Consider the following 26,671-nt stretch of genomic DNA (forward strand, 5'->3'; position numbering starts at 1 on the left):
GACCACGGTGGCACACACAGTTGCCTTCACGCTGCATGATGTGTCGAACCTGTGTTCACAACGTGGAGGAGGTGGCTACGTGTGTTGCGGCGCAGTGCGTTCAGACTGCCCCGACACCCGGCCTCGGTGGGGGTGGCGCGGCTGCGCGTGCGCGATCACCTGGCGGTGTGGGGCCATACCGAACCGGCCGACGCGCTCGACACCGCCGTGCTGCTCGTCTCCGAACTCGCGACGAACGCGATCCGGCACGGGCCCGCGCGCGAGCGGGAGTTCGAGATCGCGGTGACGGTGCTGGCGGACGGCTCGTGCTTCATCGAGGTGTCCGACGCGTCGGCGACCGAGCCCGCGATGGGGCCCCCGCGCACCCCCGACGACGAGAGCGGCCGGGGTCTGCACCTGGTCGACGCGCTCTCCGAGGCCTGGGGTGTGTGGCACCGGGGCCGCTACGGCAAGACGGTCTGGGCGCTGGTGCGCTCCTGACCCCGCTCCACGGAGCCGGGCCCTGTCCCCGCCCTCTCCGCTTCCCCTCAGCCCCGGCCCCTGCGCCGGCGCCCCGAAGGCTCCCCGCTCCCGCGCCGCCGCAGCGCGAGCAGACCGCCGCCCGCCAGGGCCGCGACCGCCGCCGAACCGCCGAGCGCCCAGCCCTCCGTGTGCTCCGTGGCCGCCTGTGGTGACGACGCCCGCGGAACACCCGGCGCGGGCGACACGGACGACTTCGGCCGCTCGCTGAGCGGTGTGACCAGCTCCCCGACCGCGCTCACCTTGCCGCTCGCCGCGAATCCCCAGTCGAGGAGCGCGGCGGTCTCCCGGTAGACGGCCTCGTACCCGGCCCTGGGGTGCATGACGGTGACCAGGAGCGTGCGGCCGTCGCGGGTCGCGGCGCCGGTGAAGGTGTTCCCGGCGTGCGAGGTGTAGCCGTTCTTGACGCCGATGAGGCCGGGGTACGCGGCGACGCCCTGCCCGGTGAGCAGGCGGTCGGTGTTCTGGATCTGGAAGGTCCTGCCGCCGCCCGCGGGGAAGTCGGCGACCTTCGTGGCGCAGTAGCCCCGGAAGTCGTCGCTTCGCAGCCCGGCCCGCGCACACAGGGTGAGGTCGTACGCGGACGAGAGCTGGCCCTTGTGGTCGAAGCCGTCGGGGCTGACCACATGGGTGTCGCGGGCCTGGAGATCCCGCGCGCGGGCCTGCATCGCCGCGACCGTCCTGGCCACGCCGCCGTACATCGAGGCGAGCACATGCACGGCGTCGTTCCCGGAGCGCAGGAAGACGCCCTGCCACAACTGGTGGACCGTGTACGTCGTCCCGGCCTGGACGCCGACGAGGCTGGACCCCGCCGGGATCCCGGCCAGGTCCTCGGCCGTCACCCGGTGCTCCAGGTCCCGGGCGAACGCGGGCAGGACCGTGTCCGCGAACAGCATCTTCAGCGTGGAGGCGGGCGGCAGCGGGCGGTGGGCGTCGTAGGCGGCGAGCACGTCGCCGCTGTCGTGATCGGCGACGAGCCAGGCTCTGGCGGCGAGCTTCGGCAGCTTCGGCGCTCCGGGACCGCGCCGCACCTGGACGCCGGGGGCGGCGAGGCGTTCGCCGCCGACCGTCGACGCGGCCGACGCGGGCCGCGCGGGCAGGGTGAGGGCGGTGGCCGCGCCGAGGCCGATGCCGAGGGCGGTGCGGCGGCTGAGCTGTCGGGTCATCGAGGAGGAGGCTGTGCCGGGCATCTGGCGAACGTACCGGTCAAAGGCGGGGTAAAGGCAGGAGGGGTCGAAACGCGCGGACGCGGCCTACGACTTCATCCCCGCCACCCGCCGCGTCATCCCCGGCAGGAAGTCGATGAACAGCTCGTGCACCTCCAGGACGAGGGGGCGCAGCACCCGGAAGCGGGCGAGCGCCACACCCCGCGTCGTCAGCCGGGCCCCGCGTTCGGCGAGCCGCCGGCTGCGCTCGCGCCCCTTCGAACTGTCGAAGACCCAGTACAGGACGAGCCCCATCTGCGACAGCCACATCAACTCGGGCAGGATCTCGGCCAGTTCGGCGGGGACCTTGGCCTTGGAACCGGCCAGGACCTCGCGGTGCAGAGCGATCGCGACCTCCCGCGCGCCCTCCGACTCCGGGGAGAACGGGCTGAGCGGCGAGTCCGGGTCGGCCGCGTTCTTGAAGAACTGGGCCGCGAACTCGTGGTACGGCTCCGCGATCTCCAGCCACGCCGTGAGGACCCCGGCGAGCCGCTTCTCCAGGTCGGTCTCCGTGTCGAGCACCGACCGGACCGCCGCCTGGTGCTCGGCGGTGATCCGGTCGTAGAACCCCTGGATGAGGTGTTCCTTGCCCGCGAAGTAGTAGTACGCGTTGCCGACGGAGACCCCGGCCTCCTGGGCGATGGCCCGCATGGTGGTCCTGTCGTAGCCCCGCTCCCGGAACAGCCGCATCGCGGTCTGAAGGATCAGCGCCCGGGTCTGTTCGCTCTTGGCGCCCTTGGCCTCCGTCTTGTCTGTTGCCACGCCCAGAGCCTAATCGGCGACGCGGCAACCGCTGTCGCAGGCGGCGTCGCCCACGCCGCGGCTCGCGCTGACCGTGCCCGGCCGCACGTAGTACCAGCCGTCCTTCGCGTCGTACGTCCACCCGTCCGCCCGCCGGTACGCCGCGCCCCCGGGCCGCCGCTCCTGGTGGAGTTCGCGATACTTGGCGGCGCCGAGCACCACCTGCTTGGCGACCTTCATCCCGGCGGGCGTCGCCATCCGGTGGGCGGTGGCGCGGTGCTCGCGCAGCGCCCACATGCACACGATCCAGGCGGCGGGGCCGCGGTAGATCTGCCCGCCGTCCCCGATGACGGTGATGTCGCTGAGCGTCGCCGAGTGGTCGAGTCCGGGGAAGCGCCGGCGCGCCTCCTCCGACCCGGCTGGTACGAACTCCAGCGGGACCAGTTGCCGTTGCCGGGACAGCCAGCCGCGCGCGAAGGTGCACAGCGGGCACTCGGCGTCGTAGAGGACCGTGAGCCGGCGGACCGGGGCGTCCCCCCGGGCGCCCCGTTCCGCGAGCTGCCCCGTGCCGCCCACCGCTGTCACGCCCCGGCGACCGGAGCGACCCAGCCCTGCGGCGGGACCGGCGGCTGCTGCTCGCGCTCCATGACGCCGCGCCGCCGGATCTTGTTGAGGACGTAGACGTTGCCCAGGTGCATCACCCCGAGTACGAGGAGCACCACGCCGAGCTTGGTGGAGAGCGCCTCGAAGACCTCGCGGGTGGTGGAGATGGTCTCGTCCCCGCTCAGGTACAGGGCGACGAACCCGAGGTTGACCAGGTAGAAGCCCACCACCAGCAGGTGGTTCACGGCGTCGGCGAGCTTCTCGTTCCCGTGCAGCACGTCGGCCAGGAAGACCCGGCCGTTACGGCTCAGGGTGCGGGCCACCCAGATGGTCAGCCCGATGCTGACGACGAGGTAGACGACGTATGCGACGACTGTGAGGTCCATGCCCCACCCTCCTTGAACGCGTTCAAAAACGCTGACAGGCATGAATGTAGACCTGTTTTTGAACACGTTCAAGCGAGAGTCGGCGTGCGTGACGGGGGTCTCAGTACGGGCTCAACTCCGGGCCAGTTCCGGCCGCTTGAGGTAGTCGGTGAATCCCACGACATTTCCCCACGGGTCGGCGATCTCGACGACGTACCCGGTGGAGGTGGAGAACGGCGGGTCCAGGGGCTCGATCCCGGCGGCGCGCAGGGCGTCCGCCGTGGCCCGCGCGTCCGCGACCTCCAGCCACAGGCGCGCCGCGGGCCACGGCGCGGGCCGTCGCCCGAACCCGTCCTCCGCGCGCAGCAGCAGCCCCGGCGTCTCCTTGCCGACGCCGAGCAGGGCGATTCCGGCCTCGTCGAGGCGGAACTTCACGGGGAAGCCGGCGCTCTCGTAGAAGGCGACGGCCTCGGCCAGGTCACCCACGGGAAGCAGGGCGTTGTCGAACCCGAGGACGTTCAGCTCATGTGACATACCGTCACGTTAGCCGTGTCCTGGGTACATATCCTCGTATGTCCGCACCGGCGAATCCGTGGCGCCCCGGTCACCACCCGGCTGCTCAGGGTTGACCTGAGCGGAGGACGGCCGATCGAGCTGGGCAGCAGGGCCTCGTGTCCCGGAGCGTAGGCCTGATACGAGCGTGGGCCCCGCTCCCAACAGGGAACGGGGCCCACAGCCACAAACAGAAGAGAAGGTCAGTACCGGCGCGTGATCAGCGCCCGCTTCACTTCCTGGATCGCCTTGGTGACCTCGATGCCACGCGGGCACGCGTCCGTGCAGTTGAAGGTCGTGCGGCAACGCCACACACCGTCACGGTCGTTGAGGATCTCCAGGCGCTGCTCCCCGGCCTCGTCGCGCGAGTCGAAGATGAAGCGGTGCGCGTTGACGATGGCGGCAGGACCGAAGTACTGGCCGTCGTTCCAGAACACCGGGCACGAAGACGTGCACGCGGCGCACAGGATGCACTTGGTGGTGTCGTCGAACCGCTCACGGTCCTCGGCGGACTGCAGCCGCTCACGCGTCGGCTCGTTGCCCGTCGTGACGAGGAACGGCATGACGTCGCGGTACGCCTGGAAGAACGGGTCCATGTCCACGACCAGGTCCTTCAGGACCGTCAGGCCCTTGATGGCCTCGACCGTGATCGGCTTCTCCGGGTTGATGTCCTTGATGAGCGTCTTGCAGGCAAGGCGGTTCTTGCCGTTGATGCGCATTGCGTCGGACCCGCAGATGCCGTGCGCGCAGGAACGGCGGAAGGTCAGCGAACCGTCCTGCTCCCACTTGATCTTGTGAAGGGCGTCGAGGACGCGCTCCTTCGGGTCGATCTCCAACTGGAAGTCGACCCAGTTCGCCTCCGCCGAGACCTCCGGGTTGAACCGGCGGATCCGGAAGGTGACGGTGATGTACGGGGAGTCGGCGAAGCCGGGCTCGGCCTTGCCGGCCGCCTCCGCCTTGTCCATGATCGGGGTTGCCATCAGTACTTACGCTCCATCGGCTGGTAGCGGGTCTGGACGACCGGCTTGTAGTCCAGACGGATGGACTCGGAGCCGTCGTCGCCGACCTCGCGGTACGCCATGGTGTGGCGCATGAAGTTGACGTCGTCGCGGTTCGGGAAGTCCTCGCGGTAGTGGCCGCCGCGGGACTCCTTGCGGGCCAGCGCGGAGGTCGCCATGACCTCGGCCAGGTCGAGCAGGTTGCCCAGCTCGATGGCTTCCAGGAGGTCGGTGTTGAACCGCTTGCCCTTGTCCTGGATCGAGACGTTCAGGTAACGCTTGCGCAGCTCGGCGATCTTCTCGACGGCCGTCTTGATCGTCTGCTCGGTGCGGAACACCATCACATTGGCGTCCATGCACTCCTGCAGCTCGTTGCGCAGGACCGAGACACGCTCGGTGCCCGTCGCGTTGCGCAACCGCTCGACCTGCGCCTCGACCAGGGACGCCGGGTCCTCGGGCAGCTCGGCGAAGTCGGCCGTGTGCGCGTACTCGGCGGCGGCGATACCGGCCCGCTTGCCGAACACGTTGATGTCGAGCAGCGAGTTCGTGCCGAGGCGGTTGGCGCCGTGCACGGAGACGCAGGCGACCTCACCGGCGGCGTACAGGCCCGGGACGACGGTGGTGTTGTCCGCCAGGACCTCACCCGCGACGTTGGTCGGGATGCCGCCCATGGCGTAGTGCGCGGTCGGCTGAATCGGGATCGGGTCCGTGTAGGGCTCGATGCCGAGGTACGTCCGCGCGAACTCGGTGATGTCGGGCAGCTTGGCGTCGAGCTGCTCCGGCGGGAGGTGCGTGAGGTCGAGGTAGACGTGGTCGCCCTCGGGACCGCAGCCGCGGCCCTCACGGATCTCCGTGTAGATGGAGCGCGAGACGACGTCACGGGAGGCGAGGTCCTTCATGACCGGCGCGTACTTCTCCATGAAGCGCTCGCCGTCCTTGTTGCGCAGGATGCCGCCCTCACCGCGGGCGCCCTCCGTCAGCAGGATGCCCATGCGCCAGATGCCGGTCGGGTGGAACTGGAAGAACTCCATGTCCTCCAGCGGGATCCCGCGCCGGTAGCACGCCGCCTGGCCGTCACCGGTCAGGGTGTGCGCGTTCGACGTCACCTTGAAGAACTTGCCGGTGCCGCCGGAGGCGTAGATGACCGACTTGGCGTGGAAGACGTGGATCTCACCGGTGGCCAGCTCGTAGGCGACCACACCGGCGGACTTCTTGACGCCGTCCTCCTCGACGATGAGCTGGTCCAGGACGTAGAACTCGTTGTAGAACTCCACGCCCTCCTTGACGCAGTTCTGGTACAGCGTCTGGAGGATCATGTGGCCCGTGCGGTCCGCCGCGTAGCAGGAGCGGCGCACCGGCGCCTCACCGTGGTTGCGGGAGTGACCGCCGAAGCGGCGCTGGTCGATGGTGCCGTCCGGGGTGCGGTTGAACGGCAGGCCCATCTTCTCCAGGTCGAGGACCGAGTCGATGGCCTCCTTCGCCAGGATCTCGGCGGCGTCCTGGTCGACCAGGTAGTCACCGCCCTTGATCGTGTCGAAGGTGTGCCACTCCCAGTTGTCCTCCTCCACGTTGGCCAGCGCGGCGGCCATGCCGCCCTGAGCTGCGCCCGTGTGGGAGCGGGTGGGGTAGAGCTTGGTCAGCACGGCGGTGCGGCTGCGCTTGGTCGACTCGATGGCCGCGCGCATGCCCGCGCCACCGGCGCCGACGATGACGGTGTCGTACTTGTGAATCTTCACGGGTTCGCTCGCCTCGGCTTTAACGGATGTTCGGGTCGAAGGTGAAGATCACCAGCGTGCCCAGCAAGACGGTGAAGACCGTCGCGGCGTACAGCAGGCCCTTCAGCCACAGACGGGTCTGGGGGCGCTCGGCGTAGTCGTTGATGACGGTACGCAGGCCGTTGGCGCCGTGCAGCATCGCGAGCCACAGCATCAGCAGGTCCCAGCCCTGCCAGAACGGGGACGCCCAGCGGCCCGCGACGAACGCGAAACCGATCTTGGAGACGCCGCCGTCGAGGACGAGCTGGATCAGCAGGTGACCGAGGACGAGAACGACCAGGACGACGCCGGACAGGCGCATGAACAGCCATGCGGCCATCTCGAAGTTGCCGCGGCTGCCCTTGCCCGTCTTCGAGGTGCGCTTGCGCGGCGCCTCGATGTACGGGGCCGGGTTGTCGGCGCTGTAGAGCGGGGCGCCTTCGACGGGGCCGACTCCGGACGTGCCGTCCGTCTTGGTGAGGGTGGTGTCAGACATCTCTGGCCTCAGCTCCCGAAGAGTTCACGGACGGCGTGGCCGAGGACGGGGTACAGCGCCCCGACCATCAGGACGATCCAGATGCCCACGACGGTCCAGAGCATCTGCTTCTGGTAGCGCGGGCCCTTCGACCAGAAGTCGACGGCGATGACACGCAGGCCGTTGAGCGCGTGGAAGAGGATGGCGGCGACGAGGCCGTACTCAAGGAGAGCGACGATCGGCGTCTTGTAAGTGGAAACGACGTCGTCGTACGACTCGGGAGAGACGCGGACGAGAGCGGTGTCCAGCACGTGTACGAACAGGAAGAAGAAAATGAGGACACCGGTGACTCGATGAGCCACCCACGACCACATGCCTTCCCGGCCGCGGTACAGCGTTCCAGCCGGCACGGAAGAACCCTCCGGGAGCGGGGACTAGGGGCCGGCCGGCTTCGGTGTCGGACGGGCCCGGCCGGGTACGGTCCACCGGCCACTCGTCATCGTATCGACGCCGTGTCGGCTTCTTCGCGCCGGGGCCTCCGGTGTGATCAAACAGGCAATCAAACAGGCACGTACGGGCTATCGTCCGTGCTTTCGCGCCTTTCCCGTCGCGCGGTGCCCTGTGCCGCAGGCCGGGCAAGCGGCAGATCACGGACAAGCCGGATGATCCGGCCGCGGGCGAGGCGGCGCAGCTCCTCGGCGGCGACGATCCGCTCCTCCTCCCGGTCGTTGCCGAGGCGGTTCCGCAGTCCGCTGAGCACATGGTCCAGGGCCTCACCGGCGGAGACCTCGTCCAGGCAGACCACGAAGGCGTGCCCGAACCGGTCCTCGTACGCGCTGTGCGCCGCGGCCAGCGCCGTGTACGCGGCCGAGTAGGCGGCGGCGCCCGGCAGCCGCGGCAGCTCCTCGCGGGCCAGCGCCTCGGTGACGGAGCCGGGGGCGAGGTCGTACGCCGCCTCGTCGGCCGCGGCGAGCAGCGCGTCGAGGTCCGGGTAGGGGCGGTGGGCGACCAGGCGGCGGGCCCAGGCGCGGCTGCCGCAGCAGGCGCGCAGCGCGTCCTCGGCGGCGGCCCGCGGCATCGCGTTGAGGAGCGCCAGGCCTCTCGGTGCTCCGGCCGGGGCCGGGAGGAGCGGACGGCCGGGTACGTGCGGGGCGCGGTGCGCGGACAGCGGGTGCCTCCGGCGGGACGGGTGGGGGGTGTGCAGTACGTGTGTTTGTGCCGTAACGCTAGCGAGGACTGATTGCGAGTGTCCGACGGATGCGCGAATTTCACCCGCACGGGAGGGTTTGAGGCCCTGAAGTGGACTTCACGCCTCGCCGCCGCCGCGGTTCCCCCGGCCCGCGGGGAGCGCCGGTTACGGTCGACGGGTACATGATCGTGAGCGGAGGCGCACGTGCAGCGAGACCGGAAGGCCCTGTTGGTCGGTGGCGGGATCGTCGTGGCCGGGGCGGTCGTCGCCACGGCCGTGCTCTGGCCGGACGGCGGCGACGACTCCTCCGGGCGGGCCCCGTCGGACGGGAAGACCGGCGCGTCGAGGACCTCGGCCCCGGTGTCCCCCTCACCCAGCCGCTCGTACCCGCTGTCCCGGCCGCCGCGCACGATCCCCGCGGTGCGTGACTTCACACCGGCCCGCGGACCCGGCTGGCGGCCGGACGGCGGCCGGGTCGTCGTGCGGGACAAGGCGCTGGCCGACGAGGGACGGCTGATCGCGGCCGAACTGGGCCTCTCCTACGGCGGCGAGGACGCCGAGGCCGGGCCCGGCGACGTGGAACTGGCGCTCGGCGGGGCGCGCCGGGCCGGCCAGGAGTCGTACCGGATGACCGTGCGGGACGGACGGGTGCGCATCGTCGGCCCCGGCCGGGCCGGCGTGTTCTACGGCACCCGCACCCTCAAGCAGGAGGCGCGCGGCGGCGCCACCGTGCCCGAGGGCGTCGTCGCCGACGAACCGGCGAAGCCGCAGCGCGGGTTCATGATCGACATCGCGCGCAAGCACTTCTCGGCCGACTGGATCAAGGACCGGATCCGGGAGATCGGGGACCTGAAGTTCAACCAGCTCGGGCTGCACTTCTCCGACGACCAGGCCTTCCGCATCGAGTCCGACACGCACCCGGAGATCGTCTCCGCCGACCGTCTGACCAAGGCCCAGGTGCGGGAGATCCTGGCGCTGGCCGCCGAGCGCCATGTGACGGTCGTGCCCGAGATCGACTCGCCCGGACATCTGGGCGCCGTCATCGAGGCTTACCCCGAGCTGCAACTGCGTGATGTGAACGGGGTGGCGCAGCGCGGCGCCGTCGACATCGCGGACCCGGCCGCCGCGCGGATGGTGGACGATCTGCTGAAGGAGTACGCGGGCCTCTTCAAGGGCGCGTACTGGCACCTGGGCGCCGACGAGTACCGGGCGCTGACCGTCAGGGATCCGGAAGCCTCCTACCCGGGCCTGGCCGCCGCCGCGCGCCGCAGGTACGGCCCGGGGGCGCGGGTGCGGGACCTCGCGCAGGGCTGGCTCAACGACCGGGCGCGGACGGTGGCCCCCCACGACCGGAAGCTGAAGGCGTGGAACGACGGGTTCTATCCGGGCGGTGTGGTCCAGGCCGACAAGAAGCTGGAGGTCGCGTACTGGACCGGCAAGGAGATCGGGGCCCGTGAACCGGTCTCGTACCTGAGCCAGGGGCGGAAGCTGACCAACTACAACGACGAGTACCTGTACTACGTCCTCGGCCAGCCCAACACCTTCCGGTACCCGACCGGGCAGCGGATCTACGAGAGCTGGACGCCGCGCGTCCTGCGCGGCACGAGTCCCGTCCCCGCCAAGTACGACGACCAGATCCTCGGCGGCACCTTCGCGGTCTGGTGCGACCTCGCGCGGTCGCAGACCCAGCAACAGGTGGCCCAGGGCATCCGGATGCCGCTGCGGGCGACGGCGCAGAAACTCTGGGACCCGGACAAGCCCGAGCAGACGTGGCCGCAGTTCGTCGAGCTCGCGGATCGCGTCACCCGCTGACCGCCTTCCTCGGGCGTCAGTTGCCCCTGTGGGTGGCGAACGTCCGTACACCTGTGGTCTATTCGGCCGCAAGCGCGAAGGAAACCGGGACGGGGGCACGGATATGGGCTACTGGGGCTATTACGTGGTGGCCAGAAGCGAGCGTCCGCTGAAGGAGCTGAAGGCCCTGGGCGGGGTGCGTGACGAACTCACGCTCCTGGAGGAACGGGCCGGGAGCTGGCAGGTGTGGGAGTGCCCCGGCGGGAGCGGCGACCAGACGCGGGACGTCGGCAGCATGAACTCCCTCGCCGCCGAGACGGGGGCGCCCGCCCTGTTCGCCTACGTCATGGACAGCCGCTGCGCCGTCGTCGAGGCGGCGGCGCCGCACAGCGGGGCGTGGACGACGTGTCTGGGCCGCACCTCGATGGCCGAGTTCATCGGCGGCGACGAGCGCGCCCTGGAGGACTACTTCCTGCCACCCGTGGACGCGGCCGACCGCGCCGTCGCGTGGGCCGCCGAATGCGGGCGGACGGTGGTGGCGAAGCCGCTGGCCGACGTGGTGGGGGCGGCGGCGGAACCGTCGGCGGAGGAGTTGTTCTTCCGGCTCCTGGACCGGCTGGGCGTGACGGCGCGCTGACCCGCCGCGGGGACGGCGAAGGGCCGTGGGGGCCGGACATCCGAGCGGCCCCCACGGCCCTTCTCCTTCCCGCCGTGCCGCTACGGCGCCAGGTTGGTGCCCAGACGGGCGCCCGCCGGGGTGCCGAACGTGCCGATGCCGAAGGTCCTGGTCTGGGTCAGACCGGGACCGCCGCTGTTGCTCGGGACGTACATCAAAGTGCCGTTGCCCGCGTCCTCGCCCGCCGTGCCGATGACCAGGTCGGCGCGGCCGTAGCCGGAGAAGTCGCCGAGGGCGACCGCCGTACCGAAGTTGTCGTTGGTCTCGGTGGCGCCGGGGACGCCCGCGGTGTCCTGCGAGACGGCGATCGCGCCGGTCCCGGTCAGCCCGGTCGACGCGCCCTTGAGAAGGAGCGACGTACCCGCGTTGGACTGGTTCGAGGTGCGGGTGATGTCCTCGTTCGGGGCGCCCGTCAGGACGTCCGCGTAGCCGTCGAGGTCGTAGTCGCCGACCGCGACCGACCAGCCCATCGCGTCGCCGGACTCACCGGCGCCGGGCACGCCGGACGTGTCCTGGCTGATCGTCTTGGCGCCCGTCGCGGTGAGGCCGGTGCCGGCCACGCCCTTGACGAAGGTGACCTGGCCACCGGCGGCAGCCGCGGACTCGGCGACGTAGGGCTGGCCGATGGCGATGTCGTCGACGCCGTCGCCGTTGATGTCACCGGCGCCGATGGAGCGACCGCCCTTGACGGTCAGCGTGGCCGCCTTGCGCAGGCCGTCGGAGCCGCCCTTGTACCAGGTGACGCGGCCGACGCCGGTGGAGTCGCGGTAGTTGAGGGCGATGTCCGCGTAGCCGTCCTGGTTGAAGTCACCGGCGGCGGCGTCCGCGTAGGCCAGGTTCGCCTCGCTGGACGTGATCGTCGAGTCGGTGTCCCAGTTGTCGCCGTAGCGGGCCGACCAGGTGCCGCCGAGGCCGGTGGAGGCGGCGAACACGTCGGCCCTGCCGTCCGCGTTGAAGTCGCCGACGGCCACGGCCGAGCCGAAGCGGGCGCCGGTCAGGTCGTAGCCCGCGTCCATGTTGATGCCGAGGCCCGTGGTGAAGCCCGGCCCGTACACGACGGTGACCGCGCCGCGGTCCTTGTGGCCCGAGGTGTCGTCCTCTCCGGGCTGACCGGCCACGATGTCGGTGTAGCCGTCGCCGTTGATGTCGCCGGTCGCGGTGGACGCGCCGAACTCGTCGCCGCTCTCGGCCGAGCCGGGCACGTCACCGGCCTGCGAGATGACCTTCTTGCCGGTGGCGGTCGGGCCGTCGATGGTGCCGGGGGCGACGACGACCTGGCCGCCGCCCGCGCCCTTGGGCACGCCCGCGACGATGTCCGCGGTGGCGTCGCCCGTGACGTTCTGGTCGGGCAGGGCGTGCGAGATGCCCGGCGTCGCGGCGAGGGTGCGGATGCGGGACAGCTTCGGGTACAGGTTCGCGCCGGGGCACAGCGTGGCGTTGGTGTCCTTGTGCCCGAAGACGCGGGGCAGGGTGATGGTCGTGCCCTTGGCGACGTTGTTGCCGTCGACGTTCAGGTCACCGTTGGACGTCAGCGTGACGTTGCCGGTCGGCACGATGCCGTACTGGCCGAACTTCCAGGCGACGACCCGGGCGATCGCGTCCAGCGCCGCCTTGGTGGGCTTCGCCGACTCGAAGTTGCCGATGTAGGAGATGCCGACGGTGTCCGTGTTGAACCCGTAGTCGTGGGCGCCGTGCACCGGCAGGTCCACGCCGCCGGTACGGCCCTCGAAGATCTGGCCGCAGCGGTCGACGACGAAGTTGTAGCCGATGTCGTAGTAGCCCTTGGCGACGTGCTCCTGCTGGATCTGGCGCAGGCGCTCGGCGGACCTAGCGCAGGGGATCTGGTTGTCCAGGTCGACACCGGTGTGGTGGACGACGGCGGCCTTGATCTCCGTGTCGTAGGAGGGCGTCCCGTCGTGCGGGAGCCCCGGGCCCCACACCGACTGCGGGATGATGACCGGCTTCTCGACCGTCGACGGACGCGGCTCGGGCACCGTCTGCGACGGGGAGGGCGAGGCGGGCGCGGACGTCGTGGGCGCGGCGCTGGTGGGCGCGGCGCTCGTGGGGCTCTGCGTCACCGGCGGCGGGGTCGCCGATCCGGTCGGCGCACCGGTCGTGGCCGGGGCCGTCGTCTCCTCGGTGTACGCGGCCGGTTCGAGGACGGCGCCCTTGCCCTTGACGGGGCCCGTGCCCGGGTCGATCAGCTTGACGTCCATGCCGGCGGGGAGGTCGGACGCCTTCCCGTCGGCGTCGACCACCCGCACCTCGACGCCGTCCGAGGCGGTCGGCGTCGGCACGGACGCGGTGCCGCCGCGGATGTCGGAGCCCTCGCGCTCGGCGCCGTCCGCGTCGTTGTTCTCCTTCGGCAGGGTCGTCCACGCGCCCCAGTCACCGGTCTCGGCGGACCGGGCGCGGAACTGGGCCTTGCCCTCGATCTCGTCCTTCGGGTCCTTCCACGTCACCGACACGGCACTGAACCGCTCCGTCGACTTCGGCGGCACGACCTTGCGGTCGCCCTTCGACTGAAGTCCCAGCGAGTGCACGGACGCGGCCCGGAACACCCGCGCGTTCGCCGCACCCCCGTCACCCGGGTCGGCCATCGCGTACGTCATGGCCCCGGCCCCGCCGAGCACGACGGCACCGACCGTGATCCACGCCCTCCGCTTGAGACTCAGCGGCTTGTACGCGTGCGTGGCGCGCGCGTCCTGAGCCTTTCCGCGCGAATGTCGCGGGCTCAAATGCCCCACCCCTTGAAGAAGTTCACGTAGAACCCGCGAGCGCCGCGGGTAAGTGTTCTGTTCAGCGACAGACTCCCGAAGAACGTCACACGTTGCACAGGTGTGTCATACGTCACCCGACCGTCGCCGCGTCACCGCGCAGACGGCCGACGGCGTCGGAAGGTTGTACGGCGACGGCTCTTTCCGCCTGTGAGAAGTGACATGTGGGCAACCCGGGACGGTTGAGGTGACATGTGCGCTGGGGGAGTGTGGGAAGAACCGGGACCGGGCTTCCCTGGACCGGATCAAGGGGTGCAGACACCATGCATGAGGGTGAGAGACGGGCCGCCGACACGGGGGGCGGGCGCCACGCGGTGGCCTTCGCCGGACGGGATCCACTGCCGGGGCGGAGGGGCCAGGGATGCGCCACCCTGTGATCACCGGGATCTTCGTCGTCGCCCTCGCCGCCGGGGGCGCGGCCTTCAGGCCCGTCGAACCGGCCGCCGGGATGCGCGCCCTCGCCGAGCCGTCCGCCGCCGCGAGCGCTACGGACACGGCTGAGGAGAAACCGGCCGACCAGGAGCGCGGGGAACGGCTGCTGAAGCAGGCGGGAGTGTGGTTGCGCGACGCGTACTCCGTACAGATGGCGGTGGACGTCAGGCGGGGCGCCAAGCACGTACAGGCCGAGCTGGGCCTGGACCACCACGGCAACTGCTCCGGGACCGTCGACGACGGTGACGGCGTGGTCGCCCGCGTCGTCTACCTGAAGGGCGGCGCGGACACCGACGGGGACGGCGAGGGCGACGGGGCGGACGAGGCGTACCTGAAGTACACCGATGCCGCCCTCTCCGTCATTCAGGACAGGGCCCGGAGCCAGGGGCCCGAACTGAGCGCCGTCATGCGGGTGTTCGTCCAACAGGCGCGGGGCAAGTACGTGAAGGCGCCGCAGGGCCCGCAGGGCGTCCAGATCATCGGCAGGCAGTGCGGCTTCGGCCGGATGCTGGCCACGGGGATGACCCGGCAGGCCGCGGGCACCCGCGCGCTGCCCGACGTGCGCCGCGACGGAGAACTCCTCGTCCCGCTCGTGTCGCCCCAGGACAGTGGCGACAGCACGGCGTACGTCGTCGCGGACGGCGACCCGTATCTGCGCTCCATCAACGGCGGCGCGGACGGCATGCGTGTCGCCCTCACCTTCACCGACTACAACAAACCGTTCTCCGTCACCAGGCCCGACCCGGCGCAGGTGGTGGAGTTCCCGACGGGCGGCGGCGCGGTCTTCGACGCCTGAGGCCCGACCGGCGCGGCCGTGGCGCGGGCCCGCGGCGGGCGGCTCGCGCAGACGGACGGCCGAGGTCGCCACCCCCCACAGGAGAGACCCCGGCCGCCGCGCGGTACGGGTCGCGAGCGGCCCGTACCTCCTTCAGCGCCACGCGTGCGTTTTGTGTCACACCGCACTGGGCACTCGACCGCACACCCCACTGCACCACCCGGTAGTTGCGCCTTGTACAAACATGGACGCGGGGGCGTTTCAGGCCGTAGCGTGCTGATTCGCGCCGGGAGCGCACACCGTCATACGGGGCACACGGCTTCACCACCGGGGCAGGCAGGGACAGGGGAGTGCTGGGGGACGACGCGGAGCTGACCGCCGCGGTGCTTGCGGCGCAGGACGGGGACGAGACCGCGTTCCGGACTGTGTACCGCGCCGTGCACCCACGGCTGCTCGGATACCTGCGCACGCTCGTCGGCGACCCCGACGCCGAGGACGTCGCCTCCGAGTCCTGGCTCCAGATCGCCCGGGACCTGCCCCGCTTCGAGGGCGACGCCGACCGGTTCCGCGGCTGGGCCGCCCGGATCGCCCGCAACCGCGCGCTGGACCACATACGCATGCGGGGGCGCCGGCCCGCCGTCGGCGGCGACGAGAGCGAACTCACCGCCCGACCCGCACCGTCCGACACCGCCGACGAAGCACTGGAATCACTCGCCACCGGCACCGCCATGCATCTCATCGCCCAGCTCCCGCAGGACCAGGCCGAAGCCGTCGTGCTCCGCGTCGTCGTCGGACTCGACGCGAAGAGCGCCGCGCAGACCCTCGGCAAGCGTCCCGGCGCCGTCCGCACCGCCGCGCACCGCGGCCTGAAACGCCTCGCGGAACTCCTCGGCGCGGACCCGCGCTCCGCCGGTTCCCTCGACGCCGTCCCGCATCCGAGGCAGGCGCGCCCCCGCACGGTGACGTCCGCCGGTGTGACGCATTCGCCGACGCGGACGCAGAAGGACATGTGATGGCCGACGAGCACGACAAGTGGCTGGACCGCGACGCGGCGGAGCGTCTGTTGCGCGGGGAGCCCCTGGAGGCCGTCACCGACGACGACATCCCGCGAGCGGCGCGCCTGACCGCCGCGTTCGACGCGCTGACCGTGATGCGGGCCGGGCCCGACGGTGAACTCCCCGGCGAGGAAGCGGCGTTGAAGGCGTTCCGGGAGGCCCGCGCCGTCAGCGCCGTGGACGACCCCGTCGACCGCGTCGTGATCGCCACGGACCGTACGGACCACTCGGACCGCACCGACCGCACCGATCACGCGGTCGGCGCGGTCGGCGCGGTCGGCGGCGGTCCGCGCTGGCGGCGGCCGGTGCGGTTCGGGCTGGCCGCCGCGCTCGCCGCGTGCATGGCCGGCGGGGTCGCCGTCGCCGCCGGGACCGGAGTGCTCCCCTCGCCGTTCGGCGGCAGCGGTGATCCGGCGCCGGCCGCCTCCGTCTCGGGCGTCGCAAGCCCGGACCGGCCGCTCATCTCGCCCTCGCCGAACGGCAGGGACCACGACCAGGCCCTCCCCGACGGCTCCGCGACACCCGACGGCTCCGCCACACCGGGCGCGGGAGGCGGCGGCGTACGACAGGAGAGCAAGGGGGCGACCCGCCCGCCCGCCACCGGGAGCGCCGAGAGCGGCAAGGCGTCCGCGGGGATGCACCGCCGGGTGATCGAGGCCTGCCTCAAATACCGTGGCGGCGAACTCGGCGCCGACGAACGGCAGCGGCTGCGCGGCTCCGCCAAGAAGTTCGGCCTCGACGCGGCGGAACTCGGCCGCTACTGCGATCGCGTACTGGACCACTCCGACAGCCCCACCACCTTCGGCGGCCCCGACTCACGAGGCGGCCCGAACGGCTCCAAAGGCTCGAACGGCTCCAACGGTTCGAACGAAACCAAAGGCTCCGACGGACCCAAGGAACTGAACGGCCACCACGGCGGCACGGACGGCGGCAAGGGCGGTGGCAAGGACGGCGGCAAGGACGCCGATGAGGACGAGGACCCCGACAGCGCCGGCGGCCACAACAGCATCGGCGCGGGCGGCCACGGGAGCCCCGGCTCCACCTCCGGCCACGGGCCGGGCGCGGGTCACGGATCGGCCCCGGGGTACGGATCGGCCCCGAGTCACGGGCCGGGCGCGGGTCACGGGTCGGGACCTGGTCACAGGCCGAACGCCGGTCCCGGGCGGCACGCCTTCACCTCCCCCTCGCTCTCCCCCTTCCCCTCGTCCTCCTCTGCGGCCTCATGACCCCCCGTGCGTGACGCAGCCCTCGGCAACCCCCCTTCTTCACCCCTCTGACCTGCGCAGACACGATTCCTCAAAATAGTTGCGCGGCAGGTGTGACATTTTCTGGACGGGGGACGCAGTAGTGAGTGAGCCGACTGGTCATCGGCCGTGCACGAGCCGGGGTTCCCCCCGTACCTTCGGCTCGGTGCCACTGGCGTGGGTGGGGCACGTTCCCCCGGCCCCACCCACGCCCCCAAACCCACCCTCGGCATTCCCCCCCGGGGCCTTCGTCACCTCACCAATAGATGACGACCTTGTCCCCGGTGCGTACCTCGTCGAAGAGGCGCGCGATCTTCCCCTCGTCCCGGACGTTCACGCAGCCGTGCGAACCCCCGCTGTAACCACGGGCCGCGAAGTCCGCCGAGTAGTGCACCGCCTGGCCGCCGCTGAAGAACATCGCATACGGCATGGGCGCGTGGTAGATCGTCGAGACGTGGTGCCGCGACTTCCAGTACACGTGGAAGACCCCCTCGCGGGTGGGGGAGTACTGCGAGCCGAACCGTACGTCCGTCGTCATCAGCCGCTTGCCGTCCACCATCCACGACACCGTGCGGCTCGTCTTGCTGATGCACAGCGCCCGGCCCGTCATACAGCGCGGGTCGGGCTTCGCCGGTGGCCGCCCGCCCGTCGCGTACAGCTCGTCGCGCGTCGGCTCGTGCGTCATCGTCAGCAGCCGCTGCCAGGTGACGGAGTCGGTGGTGCCGGTGCGTGGCAGACCCCGCTTGCCCTGGAACCCGCTGACCGCCGCGGTCGTCAAGGCGTCGTACGTGCCCGTCGGGCCGATGCGGAGCCAGGCGACCTCGCGCAACCGCGCCTGCAACTCCCTCACCCGCTCGCCCCGGTCGCCGGGCGCGAACAGGGTCCGTGCGGGAGGTGCGGCCGATGTGCCCGGGCCGGACGGGTTGCCGCCCCCGGTGGTCTGGCCGCGGGCCGGGGCCGACGCGGAGGGCGCCGTCGCGGCCCCTCCCGACGCCGAGCCGTACGGCCGCCCGTCCGGGCCGACCGTCTGCACCGTGCAACCGCCGACAAGGGCCAGCACCCCGGCGGCCGCACAGGTCCTTCGGATGACAGCTCTCCGCATGACGTCGTCCCCCGCCTGCCGCGCCGCTCTCGCTGTTGTCACCCCTGATGCTGCCCCCGCCGCGCCGGTCGTGAACAGGGGAACCGGCCTGTGAGCAAGGTCCCAGCCCAGGTCTCTCCACCGGCCGCGCTAGCGCCGCTACAGTCCGTCGCGAGAGGCGGCGACTACTGTCAAGTAACCCTGGTCGCAACCGCACACGATCAATCAGCAGATCGCTGGAGGCACACCCATGGCGCGCGAATCCGAGTCGGGACTGCCCATCGAGCCGGTGTACGGCCCGTCGGCTCTGGAGGGCTGGGATCCGGAACGGAAGCTGGGCGAGCCCGGCAGCTACCCCTTCACGCGCGGCGTGTACCCGACGATGTACACGGGCCGGCCCTGGACGATGCGCCAGTACGCGGGCTTCGGTACGGCCACCGAGTCCAACGCCCGCTACAAGCAGTTGATCGCGAACGGCACGATGGGTCTGTCGGTCGCCTTCGACCTGCCGACCCAGATGGGCCACGACTCGGACGCGCCGATCGCGTCGGGTGAGGTCGGCAAGGTCGGGGTGGCGATCGACTCGATCGACGACATGCGGGTGCTGTTCGGCGGGATCCCGCTGGACAAGGTGTCGACCTCGATGACGATCAACGCGCCCGCCGCGCTGCTGCTCCTGATGTACCAACTGGTCGCCGAGGAGCAGGGCGTCGCCGCCGACAAGCTGACGGGCACGATCCAGAACGACGTGCTCAAGGAGTACATCGCCCGCGGCACCTACATCTTCCCGCCCAAGCCGTCGCTGCGGCTGATCGCGGACATCTTCAAGTACTGCAAGGCCGAGATCCCCAAGTGGAACACCATCTCGATCTCCGGCTACCACATGGCCGAGGCGGGTGCCTCGCCCGCGCAGGAGATCGCCTTCACCCTCGCCGACGGCATCGAGTACGTGCGTACCGCCGTGGCCGCCGGGATGGACGTGGACGACTTCGCGCCCCGCCTCTCCTTCTTCTTCGTGGCCCGCACCACGATCCTGGAGGAGGTCGCCAAGTTCCGCGCCGCCCGGCGGATCTGGGCCCGGGTGATGCGTGAGGAGTTCGGCGCCAAGAACCCCAAGTCGCTGATGCTGCGCTTCCACACGCAGACCGCCGGAGTGCAGTTGACCGCACAGCAGCCCGAGGTGAACCTGGTCCGCGTCGCCGTCCAGGGCCTGGCCGCCGTGCTCGGCGGCACCCAGTCGCTGCACACCAACTCCTTCGACGAGGCCATCGCCCTCCCCACCGACAAGAGCGCCCGCCTGGCCCTGCGCACCCAGCAGGTACTGGCCTACGAGACCGATGTGACGGCCACCGTCGACCCCTTCGCCGGGTCCTACGTCGTGGAGAAGATGACCGACGACGTCGAGGCCGCCACCGTCGCACTCATGGAGCGCGTCGAGGAGCTGGGGGGCGCGGTCGCCGCGATCGAGCACGGCTTCCAGAAGGCCGAGATCGAACGCTCCGCCTACCGCATCGCCCAGGAGACCGACTCCGGTGAGCGCGTCGTCGTCGGCGTCAACCGCTACCAGCTCGACGCGGAGGAGCCCTACGAGCCGCTGCGCGTCGACCCCGCCATCGAGGCCCAGCAGGCCGAACGCCTGGCGACCCTGCGCGCCGAACGCGACCAGGCGGCCGTCGACACCGCCCTGGCCGCCCTGAAGAAGGCCGCCGCGGGCGAGGACAACGTCCTCTACCCCATGAAGGACGCCCTGCGCGCCCGTGCCACCGTCGGCGAGGTCAGCAACGCCCTGCGCGAGGTGTGGGGCACCTACGTCCCCTCCGACGCCTTCTGATCCGCGACCCAACATTTTCCACACACCCCCTGACCAGCGTCTTCCGGGAAATGAAACACCTGGGCGGAGTGGCGTGCCGCTGTGCGACACTCCGCCCATGCTGGGTGTCATCGATCTTCCGACCTATCTCGCGGGTACCGTCCTCATCGTGCTCCTCCCCGGGCCGAACTCGCTGTACGTGCTCTCCGTGGCCGCCCGCCGCGGCGTACGCACCGGCTACAAGGCCGCCGCCGGTGTCTGGTGCGGCGACACCGTCCTGATGACCCTGTCCGCGGCCGGTGTCGCCTCCCTCCTCCAGGCCAACGCCGTGCTCTTCGGCATCGTGAAGTACGCGGGCGCCGGTTACCTGACGTGGCTCGCGGTCGGCATGCTGCGCGCCGCCCGGTCGATGTGGCGGACCCGCCGCGAGCGGATCGCCGCCGCCGAGGCCGGTCTCGCCGAGGCTCCCTCGCCGCAGGAGCGGCCCTACCGGCGCGCCCTGGTGATCAGCCTCCTCAATCCGAAGGCGATCCTGTTCTTCATCGCCTTCTTCGTGCAGTTCGTCGACCGGACCTACGCCTATCCCGCCCTCTCCTTCGTCGTGCTCGGCGCCTTCGCCCAACTCGCGAGCGTGCTGTACCTGTCGGCCCTGATCTTCGGCGGCACCAAGCTGTCCGCGGCCTTCCGGCGCCGCAAGCGGCTGGCGGCCGGTGCGACCTCGGCGGCGGGGGTCCTGTTCCTCGGGTTCGCGGTGAAGCTGTCGCTGGCCAGCGTGTAGGCCGCGGGCGGGTCGGGCGGCACACAGGGTGGGCGGCCCGGCGGCTGATCTCACCGCCCGCCGCGCCCTCCGGTGCCGAGCCCGACCTCCGCCAGGTACTCCGGCACGCCTTCTGCCGTCTCACCTGCCCACGCCACATATCCGTCCGGCCGCACCAGGAACACGCCCGCCCCGTACGCCTCGTACGCCGGGATGCGCACCGTGCGTATGAGCGGGCGCTCCGGCAGCGGGAGTTCGGGGGCGGTGCCCACTGCCAGGAGGGTCCAGTGCGGTCCCTGGAAGGCGTCGAACAGCCTGATGCCGCCGCGCCGCCCGTCCGGCGCCCGGTCGCCCGCGCGCAGCGCGTCCTGGGCGAGGTCCGTCCGGGTCTCCCGGGTCAGCGTCGACTCCCGGTAGCCGATGCCCAGTTGCCGCACCTCGTCGCCGCGCTGCGCCGGCCTGCCCTCCGCGCCGGCCCGGTGGATGCGGGTGCTGAGGCCGAGGATGTCCGCGGCGACCGGCAGCCGCTCCTCCTCGTAGGTGTCGAGGAGGCGGTCGGGGGCGCCGGACAGGACCGCGGCCAGCTTCCACGACAGGTTGTACGCGTCCTGCACGCTCGTGTTCAGCCCCTGGCCGCCCGCGGGGGAGTGCACATGGGCCGCATCGCCCGCCAGGAAGACCCGGCCCGCGCGGAACCGGTCCGCCAGGGCCGCGCGCGCCCGGAAGTCCGAGGCCCAGGGCACATCCGCGATGTGCTCCTCGCCCAGCGGCGTACGGGTCGCGAGGAGCTTGGCCACCCCGGCCGGTGACGTGTCCGGCACCGCCGTCTCATCCGTGAACTGCGCGGCGAGCTGGAACAGGCGGCCCTCGTCCGAGGGCAGCGGGCAGAACGCCACGCCGCCCTCGGGCGCCTTCGGCCACACGTGCCAGTGCGTGTCGGTGACCGGGGCGTCGCGCGTGACCCGGACATCCGCCACCAGCATCGGCTTCGCGTCGACGGTCTCGCCCGTCATGCCGATGCCGAGCGCCCTGCGCACCGTGGAACGGCCGCCGTCCGCCGCCACCAGATACCCGGCGCGCACCGACGCGCCGTCCTCGAACGTCGCCGTCACCCCTTCGGCGTCCTGCTCCAGGCCCGTGAGTCCGGTGCCGAAGCGCACCTCGCCGCCCAGCTCCCGCAGTCGCGCGTACAGCACCTCCTGCGTGCGGGCCTGCGGCACCAGCCACCCCTCCGCGAACGGCACCTGCTCCGTCGGCTCCCCGCGCCTGACCATGTCCCACTCCTGGCCCGGTCGGTCGCCCTCCCAGATCAGCATGGTCGGGTACGCCGTGCCCGCCGCGTGGATCGCGTCCAGCACCCCGAGGTCGTGGAACACCTCCTGCGTGCGGGGCTGCACTCCCTTGCCGCGCGAGCCCGGGAACAGGGTTCGCGCCCGCTCCACCAGCATCGCCCGCACCCCGCGCCGGGCCAGGTCCGCGGCGAGCACGAGGCCCGTCGGACCCGCCCCCACCACCAGGACGTCCGTCGTCGTCATCGCTTCGGCAGCACGCATCGGCCACGCTCCTTAACGTCGTTAAGTTTGTTGTTCCGAGCATCGCCTTAACGGCGTTAAGATGTCAAGCGTGGCTGAGCGGAAGAACCCGAAGGAGCAGCCGAGCGGGCCGAAGAAGGCCAAGCTCGACAAGGCGCACGTCGCCGACACGGCACTCGACCTGCTGAACGACGTGGGCCTGGAGGGCCTGACCCTGCGCGCCATCGCCAAGGAGCTGAACGTGCAGGCGCCCGCCCTGTACTGGCACTTCAAGAACAAGCAGGCGCTGCTCGACGAGATGGCGACGGTGATGTTCCGGCGCATGACCGAGACCGACAGCGGGATCGGCGTCGAGATGACCGGCGGGGCGACCACCGGCGAGACCTGGCAGGAGTGGCTGATCCAGGGCAACCGGCGACTGCGCGCCACCCTGCTGCGCTACCGCGACGGCGCGAAGGTCTTCAGCGGTTCACGGTTCACCGGGACCGAGCACGGCGCCGAGATGGAGGCGAACCTGCGCCTCCTCATCGACGCCGGATTCACCGCCGACCAGGCCGCCTGGGCGAGCACGACCACGTACATGTACACGCTCGGCTTCGTCACGGAGGAGCAGGGCGTCCGCCCGCTGCCCGGTGAGGAACGCCCCGGCTACGACGTGGAGAAGCGCGCCGAACTCCTCGCGGACTACCCGCTCGCCGCCGCCGCGGGCGGGCAGCTCTTCGCGGCGTACGACGAGCGGTTCGAGGAGGGACTGCGGCTGATCGTGGCCGGTGTCGAGGCGCGTTACGGGGTGCGCTGAGGCACGTCCCGCCGGTCACCGGCGCTCCGGAGCAGCGCTGTGCGCAGCGCGGGCGTCGCCCGCTTCTCCACGTAGCGGTTCAGCAGCCGGGCGAGCGTCAGCATGGCGGCGATCGTCAGGACGAGCGTGACCGACGACGGCAGCCCCGCCTTGCGGTGCAGCGCGCCGATGACCACCCAGCCGAGGTGCTCGTGGACCAGGTAGAAGGGGTAGGTCAGGGCTCCCGCGACGGTCAGCCACCGCCAGTTCACGCGGTTCAGGAAGCCCGCCGCGATCGCCGCGACCGCCGCGAAGCCCGCCGTGACGATCGCGATGATGATGAGGGGTTCGCGGTAGGAGAAGTACTCCGGGTTCGGCTTGTGCCACAGCCGGGCCACCGCGTAGTGCTGCCCGACCGCCCAGCCGACCGCGACGATGCCCCAGGCCAGGACGGAGCGCCGGTCGCGGTGGACCAGGTACAGGCCGATGCCGCCGACGAAGAACGGGGCGTACTCCGGCATGAGGAGCAGGGTGAGGAAGGGCTCGCCGGAGGCGTCGGCGAGGACCGCCGCGAACGTCCATGTCGCGCAGAAGAGGACGACGCGCCGTCGGGTCGCGCCCGGCAGCACGACGCACAGCGCGAACAGGGCGTAGAAGCGCAGTTCGGCCCAGAGCGTCCAGCACACGCCGAGGACGCGGTCCGCACCGAGCGGCTGCTGGAGCATGGTGAGGTTCAGCACGGCGTCGCTCGGTGACACGGCCGCGTAGGCGACCGGCGGCAGCGCGAAGACCAGGGTGACCAGGACGATGGCCGCCCAGTACGAGGGCATGAGGCGGGAGACGCGGGAGGCGAAGAACGAGCGCAGGGGACGGCCCCAGCCGCTCATGCAGATGACGAAGCCGCTGATGACGAAGAAGATCTGCACGCCGAGCGGGCCGTACGCGAACCACTCGTGGGCCGTCGGGAACTGGGTCCTCGGTGAGCTGCCCCAGGCCTTGGTGATCTCACCGTCCCGGCCGCCGTAGTGGTACGCCGCCACCATCAGCGCGGCGATCAGCCGCAGCCCGTCCAGGGCGCGCAGGCGGCCCCCGCCCTTCCCGCCGGGAGCTGCGGCGGGAGGCGGTACGGCCGCCGCCGGGGCGGCGGGCTCGGGCGACGGGGGCCGGTCCATGGCCGGTGACGCGGTGCTCATCCCAGCGTCGCCCGCTTGATGCGCCGCGCCTGCCTGGCCATCCTGCGGACGGTCGCGTTGCGCGGGATGAAGCCGAGCTGGGGCGGCACGCCGCCGGGCAGGGCCAGCGAGGTGAGCCTGCGGCGCTTGAAGTAGCGCCAGGTGCGGGGCGTGAGGTGCTGGGCGAGGTAGCGCTCGGCCGCGGGGCGCAGGTTCGGGTAGATCTTGGGCTGCATCGCGAAGCCCAGCGCGGCGAGCAGGTCGGTGAGGTCGGCGTCCAGCGCCTGGGCGCGTACCGCCGCCCGGTCCGTCACCTCGGGCAGCAGCGCGTCGACGATGGTGACGGGGACGCGGTTGCTGTTCTGGAAGGGGGTGAGGCGCTCCAGGAGGAGATCCGTGCCGGTCCGCGCCACCGGCAGCCCGTACAGCGTGTGCGCGGTGAGCAGGGCCGTGGAGAAGCATCCGACGACCAGGGCCGGGCGGAGCCGCTGGAAGACGACCTCGGCGAGGACGGGGCGGTCCAGGACGGTCAGTTCGGCGCCGAGCCGGGCGGCCTCCTGCTCAAGGAGGCGGGACCAGCGCGCGGGCGCCGTCGGGTGCGGCTTGAAGACGACCTTGGTGTGGCCGAGTTCCAGGGCCCCCGTCAGCATCCGGATGTGCAGTTCCTCCTCCTCCTCGGCGGTGAGGATGTCGAGCGCGGAGAGGTACTGCCCGAGGAGCAGGGCGGGGCGGTCCTCGGCGGTGGTCCGCGGCAGTGGCAATTCCTCCTGCGCGTCGGAGAGTTCGGCGAGGACCTTGGCGAAGGTGTCGGCCGGTACGGTCTCGGGCTCGACACCGAACTCGGTGAGCAGCAGGGGCCGCAGACCCGGCACCAGGTCGAGGTGGAGCAGGCGCCTGACCCGCGTACCGACCAGCGGGTCGATCTTGAAGCGGGTCGGGCCGTAGCTCATCAGGCCGTCGGCGTACACGTCGACGGGTGCGCCGGAGAAGATCTGGCACAGCGCGAGGGAGGGGTTGACCTGGATGGACTCGACGGCCAGCTCCACCCGGTCGTCGTCCAGGTCCCACAGCAGGCGCAGATACCGTTCGAGGAGGACGGTGTCGTTCGGGCGGGGGGACCAGCCGCCGGGGTGGAACGGGTGGATCGCCGCGTTCCAGGAGAGGACCCGGTCGAAGCGACCGCGGAGCTGCTCGAACCCGTCCATCTCGTCCAGGGCGGGAGTGAGTTCGGGCGTCGCGCTGTTGTTGATCACCAGCAGGACGCGCCGGTCGGCCGGGGCGAACCGGTCGGCGTCCAGGGCGGCGGCGAGTGTGGCGGCTCCGTAGAGAGTGGAGGCGCAGAAGATCTGGGTCGTCCTGGCCATCAGGCCGGCACCTCCACCGGGGCGGGGCGGCGGCGCAGCCGTCGCAGACGGGACGCGCGCTCGTGGTCCATGGTGTCGAGCGCTTCGTTGAGCAGGTCCTGCGGCATGGATTTCAGTGCCGAGGCGCTGAGTATGCGCATTTTGCGGGCCACCGACGGCTCGAATTTATCGATGGTGTTCAAGTGGTGGGCGATGATGGCGCAATACGTCCGGATCACCTTGGGCAGGAATTTCGCCGCTTCCGGATCCTCGGACGTTTCCCTGACGACCTGGTTGAAGGAAGGGATGAAATCGAGCTGCCGGGTGTCGCCGATCTGCGTCAGTGAGGTGCTGACTCCGCGCCGGTAGAAGATGCCCAGCAGGTCGACGGCGGCGAACGATTTCGCCTCGCGGTGCAGCCGCCAGATCCAGGGGCGGTCCTCGGCCGTGCGCAGATGTTCGGGGAAGTGCAGCAGGCCCTCGTCCTTGAGGCGGCGGTGATAGGCACCGGCCCAGGAGTAGGGGTAATCGACGGGCGTCGACCGGTCCGAGGGCAGGATCACCTCGCGCGGCGAGACGACGGTGTTGCGCGGCCCCCAGGGCACACGGTGGACCTCCCGCTGGTTTCCAGTGCAGCGCACGTGATCGGTGCGTACGAAGTCGCAGCCCAACTCCTCGATGCGCGCGACGAGTTGAGAGAAGTACCCGGGGGCGACCCAGTCGTCCCCGTCCATGAAGGTGAGGTACTCGCCGCGCGCCATGTCGAGCGCCTGGTTCCGTGCCGCGGACACCCCCTTTTCCTCGCGTCTGACGTGGACGGCGCCGGGGAGGTCGCGCGCACCGCGCTCGACGATCTCCTTGGTCCGGTCCGTCGAACAGTCGTCGACGAGGATGAATTCGAAGTCGGCACGCGCGTTGGCCCCCAGGCTCCTGAGGGCTGTCGGCGCGTATTGCTGCACGTTGTAGAACGGCACGATGACGGAGAGCTTGACCACGTCCGTGACGTTAGGCGGCAGCCCGGCATTCGTCTTGTCCGGCAACTTGATG

Annotated in this window: 25 protein-coding genes; 9 read left to right on the forward strand and 16 right to left on the reverse strand. The window is 71.2% G+C overall.

Features of this window, described 5'->3' with window-relative positions:
• Window positions 1-81 precede the first annotated feature (81 nt).
• The gene (locus ACIRF8_RS21615) at window positions 82-480 is read left to right on the forward strand and encodes an ATP-binding protein (RefSeq protein ID WP_404217035.1); all 399 of its coding nucleotides are present in this window, start codon (window positions 82-84) and stop codon (window positions 478-480) included.
• A 47-nt stretch (window positions 481-527) separates the two neighbouring features.
• Here the strand turns inward: ACIRF8_RS21615 and ACIRF8_RS21620 are convergent, their stop codons facing one another.
• The 10 genes from ACIRF8_RS21620 to ACIRF8_RS21665 all read right to left on the reverse strand — a co-directional run bounded on the left by ACIRF8_RS21620 (window position 528) and on the right by ACIRF8_RS21665 (window position 8,290).
• Window positions 528-1,709, reverse strand: a complete 1,182-nt coding sequence (locus ACIRF8_RS21620; RefSeq protein ID WP_404217036.1) for a D-alanyl-D-alanine carboxypeptidase family protein — start codon at window positions 1,707-1,709, stop codon at window positions 528-530.
• Window positions 1,710-1,772: 63 nt separating this feature from the next.
• Window positions 1,773-2,414 carry a TetR/AcrR family transcriptional regulator gene (locus ACIRF8_RS21625; protein WP_404217515.1) on the reverse strand — a complete coding sequence of 214 codons (642 nt, stop codon included), beginning with the start codon at window positions 2,412-2,414 and terminating at the stop codon, window positions 1,773-1,775.
• Window positions 2,415-2,495: 81 nt separating this feature from the next.
• A complete protein-coding gene (locus ACIRF8_RS21630; RefSeq protein ID WP_404217037.1) occupies window positions 2,496-3,050 on the reverse strand; it encodes a thiol-disulfide oxidoreductase DCC family protein in 555 nt (184 codons plus the stop codon).
• Window positions 3,047-3,454, reverse strand: coding sequence for a hypothetical protein (locus tag ACIRF8_RS21635; RefSeq protein WP_404217038.1), 408 nt, complete (start codon window positions 3,452-3,454; stop codon window positions 3,047-3,049). The genes ACIRF8_RS21630 and ACIRF8_RS21635 overlap by 4 nt, the downstream gene beginning before the upstream one ends.
• 111 nt (window positions 3,455-3,565) lie before the next feature.
• Window positions 3,566-3,967, reverse strand: coding sequence for a VOC family protein (locus ACIRF8_RS21640; protein WP_404217039.1), 402 nt, complete (start codon window positions 3,965-3,967; stop codon window positions 3,566-3,568).
• 221 nt (window positions 3,968-4,188) lie between these two features.
• The gene (locus ACIRF8_RS21645; protein WP_404217040.1) at window positions 4,189-4,965 is read right to left on the reverse strand and encodes a succinate dehydrogenase iron-sulfur subunit; all 777 of its coding nucleotides are present in this window, start codon (window positions 4,963-4,965) and stop codon (window positions 4,189-4,191) included.
• Entirely contained in the window at window positions 4,965-6,719 is a 1,755-nt protein-coding gene (gene sdhA, locus ACIRF8_RS21650; RefSeq protein WP_404217041.1) for a succinate dehydrogenase flavoprotein subunit, read from the reverse strand. The genes ACIRF8_RS21645 and sdhA overlap by 1 nt, the downstream gene beginning before the upstream one ends.
• Before the next feature lie 19 nt (window positions 6,720-6,738).
• On the reverse strand, window positions 6,739-7,233 hold the full coding sequence (locus ACIRF8_RS21655; protein ID WP_404217042.1) for a succinate dehydrogenase hydrophobic membrane anchor subunit: 495 nt from the start codon (window positions 7,231-7,233) through the stop codon (window positions 6,739-6,741).
• Between the two features lie 8 nt (window positions 7,234-7,241).
• Window positions 7,242-7,622 (reverse strand): succinate dehydrogenase, cytochrome b556 subunit, encoded by a 381-nt coding sequence (gene sdhC, locus ACIRF8_RS21660; protein ID WP_404217043.1) that lies wholly within the window; start codon window positions 7,620-7,622, stop codon window positions 7,242-7,244.
• A gap of 149 nt (window positions 7,623-7,771) precedes the next feature.
• A complete protein-coding gene (locus ACIRF8_RS21665; protein WP_404217045.1) occupies window positions 7,772-8,290 on the reverse strand; it encodes a 2-oxo-4-hydroxy-4-carboxy-5-ureidoimidazoline decarboxylase in 519 nt (172 codons plus the stop codon).
• A 315-nt stretch (window positions 8,291-8,605) separates the two neighbouring features.
• Here ACIRF8_RS21665 and ACIRF8_RS21670 point away from each other — a divergent pair, with 315 nt between their 5' ends.
• Together ACIRF8_RS21670 and ACIRF8_RS21675 are read left to right on the forward strand one after the other, a co-directional pair.
• A complete protein-coding gene (locus tag ACIRF8_RS21670) occupies window positions 8,606-10,213 on the forward strand; it encodes a glycoside hydrolase family 20 protein (protein ID WP_404217046.1) in 1,608 nt (535 codons plus the stop codon).
• Window positions 10,214-10,316: 103 nt separating this feature from the next.
• Window positions 10,317-10,829 (forward strand): hypothetical protein, encoded by a 513-nt coding sequence (locus ACIRF8_RS21675; RefSeq protein WP_404217047.1) that lies wholly within the window; start codon window positions 10,317-10,319, stop codon window positions 10,827-10,829.
• A gap of 80 nt (window positions 10,830-10,909) precedes the next feature.
• Here the strand turns inward: ACIRF8_RS21675 and ACIRF8_RS21680 are convergent, their stop codons facing one another.
• Window positions 10,910-13,606: an N-acetylmuramoyl-L-alanine amidase gene (locus ACIRF8_RS21680; protein ID WP_404217048.1), complete on the reverse strand. Its 2,697-nt coding sequence runs from the start codon at window positions 13,604-13,606 to the stop codon at window positions 10,910-10,912.
• 400 nt (window positions 13,607-14,006) lie between these two features.
• On the opposite strand from ACIRF8_RS21680, the gene ACIRF8_RS21685 reads away from it, so the two are divergent.
• The 3 genes from ACIRF8_RS21685 (at window position 14,007) to ACIRF8_RS21695 (ending at window position 17,133) form a co-directional block, all read left to right on the forward strand.
• The gene (locus ACIRF8_RS21685; protein WP_404217049.1) at window positions 14,007-14,873 is read left to right on the forward strand and encodes a hypothetical protein; all 867 of its coding nucleotides are present in this window, start codon (window positions 14,007-14,009) and stop codon (window positions 14,871-14,873) included.
• A gap of 329 nt (window positions 14,874-15,202) precedes the next feature.
• Entirely contained in the window at window positions 15,203-15,865 is a 663-nt protein-coding gene (locus ACIRF8_RS21690) for an RNA polymerase sigma factor (protein WP_404217050.1), read from the forward strand.
• The gene (locus ACIRF8_RS21695) at window positions 15,865-17,133 is read left to right on the forward strand and encodes a hypothetical protein (RefSeq protein ID WP_404217051.1); all 1,269 of its coding nucleotides are present in this window, start codon (window positions 15,865-15,867) and stop codon (window positions 17,131-17,133) included. Before ACIRF8_RS21690 ends, ACIRF8_RS21695 begins: the two co-directional genes overlap by 1 nt.
• Window positions 17,134-17,407: 274 nt before the next feature.
• On the opposite strand, the gene ACIRF8_RS21700 is transcribed toward ACIRF8_RS21695, so the two are convergent.
• Window positions 17,408-18,253: a L,D-transpeptidase family protein gene (locus ACIRF8_RS21700; RefSeq protein ID WP_404217052.1), complete on the reverse strand. Its 846-nt coding sequence runs from the start codon at window positions 18,251-18,253 to the stop codon at window positions 17,408-17,410.
• Window positions 18,254-18,482: 229 nt separating this feature from the next.
• Between ACIRF8_RS21700 and ACIRF8_RS21705 the strand changes: the two genes are divergently transcribed.
• Complete coding sequence (locus tag ACIRF8_RS21705; RefSeq protein ID WP_404217053.1) at window positions 18,483-20,063, forward strand: methylmalonyl-CoA mutase; 1,581 nt, start codon at window positions 18,483-18,485, stop codon at window positions 20,061-20,063.
• Between the two features lie 97 nt (window positions 20,064-20,160).
• Window positions 20,161-20,820, forward strand: coding sequence for a leucine efflux protein LeuE (gene leuE, locus ACIRF8_RS21710; protein ID WP_404217054.1), 660 nt, complete (start codon window positions 20,161-20,163; stop codon window positions 20,818-20,820).
• 50 nt (window positions 20,821-20,870) lie between these two features.
• Here leuE and ACIRF8_RS21715 read toward each other — a convergent pair whose 3' ends face one another.
• Complete coding sequence (locus ACIRF8_RS21715) at window positions 20,871-22,352, reverse strand: FAD-dependent monooxygenase (protein WP_404217055.1); 1,482 nt, start codon at window positions 22,350-22,352, stop codon at window positions 20,871-20,873.
• A gap of 61 nt (window positions 22,353-22,413) precedes the next feature.
• On the opposite strand from ACIRF8_RS21715, the gene ACIRF8_RS21720 reads away from it, so the two are divergent.
• Entirely contained in the window at window positions 22,414-23,130 is a 717-nt protein-coding gene (locus tag ACIRF8_RS21720; RefSeq protein WP_404217056.1) for a TetR/AcrR family transcriptional regulator C-terminal domain-containing protein, read from the forward strand.
• Here the strand turns inward: ACIRF8_RS21720 and ACIRF8_RS21725 are convergent.
• The 3 genes from ACIRF8_RS21725 to ACIRF8_RS21735 are packed head-to-tail and all read right to left on the reverse strand — an operon-like array spanning window position 23,115 to window position 26,619.
• Window positions 23,115-24,302, reverse strand: coding sequence for an acyltransferase family protein (locus ACIRF8_RS21725; protein ID WP_404217057.1), 1,188 nt, complete (start codon window positions 24,300-24,302; stop codon window positions 23,115-23,117). The genes ACIRF8_RS21720 and ACIRF8_RS21725 overlap by 16 nt on opposite strands.
• The gene (locus ACIRF8_RS21730; RefSeq protein ID WP_404217058.1) at window positions 24,299-25,645 is read right to left on the reverse strand and encodes a polysialyltransferase family glycosyltransferase; all 1,347 of its coding nucleotides are present in this window, start codon (window positions 25,643-25,645) and stop codon (window positions 24,299-24,301) included. Before ACIRF8_RS21730 ends, ACIRF8_RS21725 begins: the two co-directional genes overlap by 4 nt.
• Window positions 25,645-26,619 (reverse strand): glycosyltransferase, encoded by a 975-nt coding sequence (locus tag ACIRF8_RS21735; protein ID WP_404217516.1) that lies wholly within the window; start codon window positions 26,617-26,619, stop codon window positions 25,645-25,647. The genes ACIRF8_RS21730 and ACIRF8_RS21735 overlap by 1 nt, the downstream gene beginning before the upstream one ends.
• Window positions 26,620-26,671 lie beyond the last annotated feature (52 nt).

This window comes from Streptomyces sp. NPDC102406, assembly GCF_044765725.1.
In the GTDB taxonomy this organism is placed as follows: Bacteria; Actinomycetota; Actinomycetes; order Streptomycetales; family Streptomycetaceae; genus Streptomyces.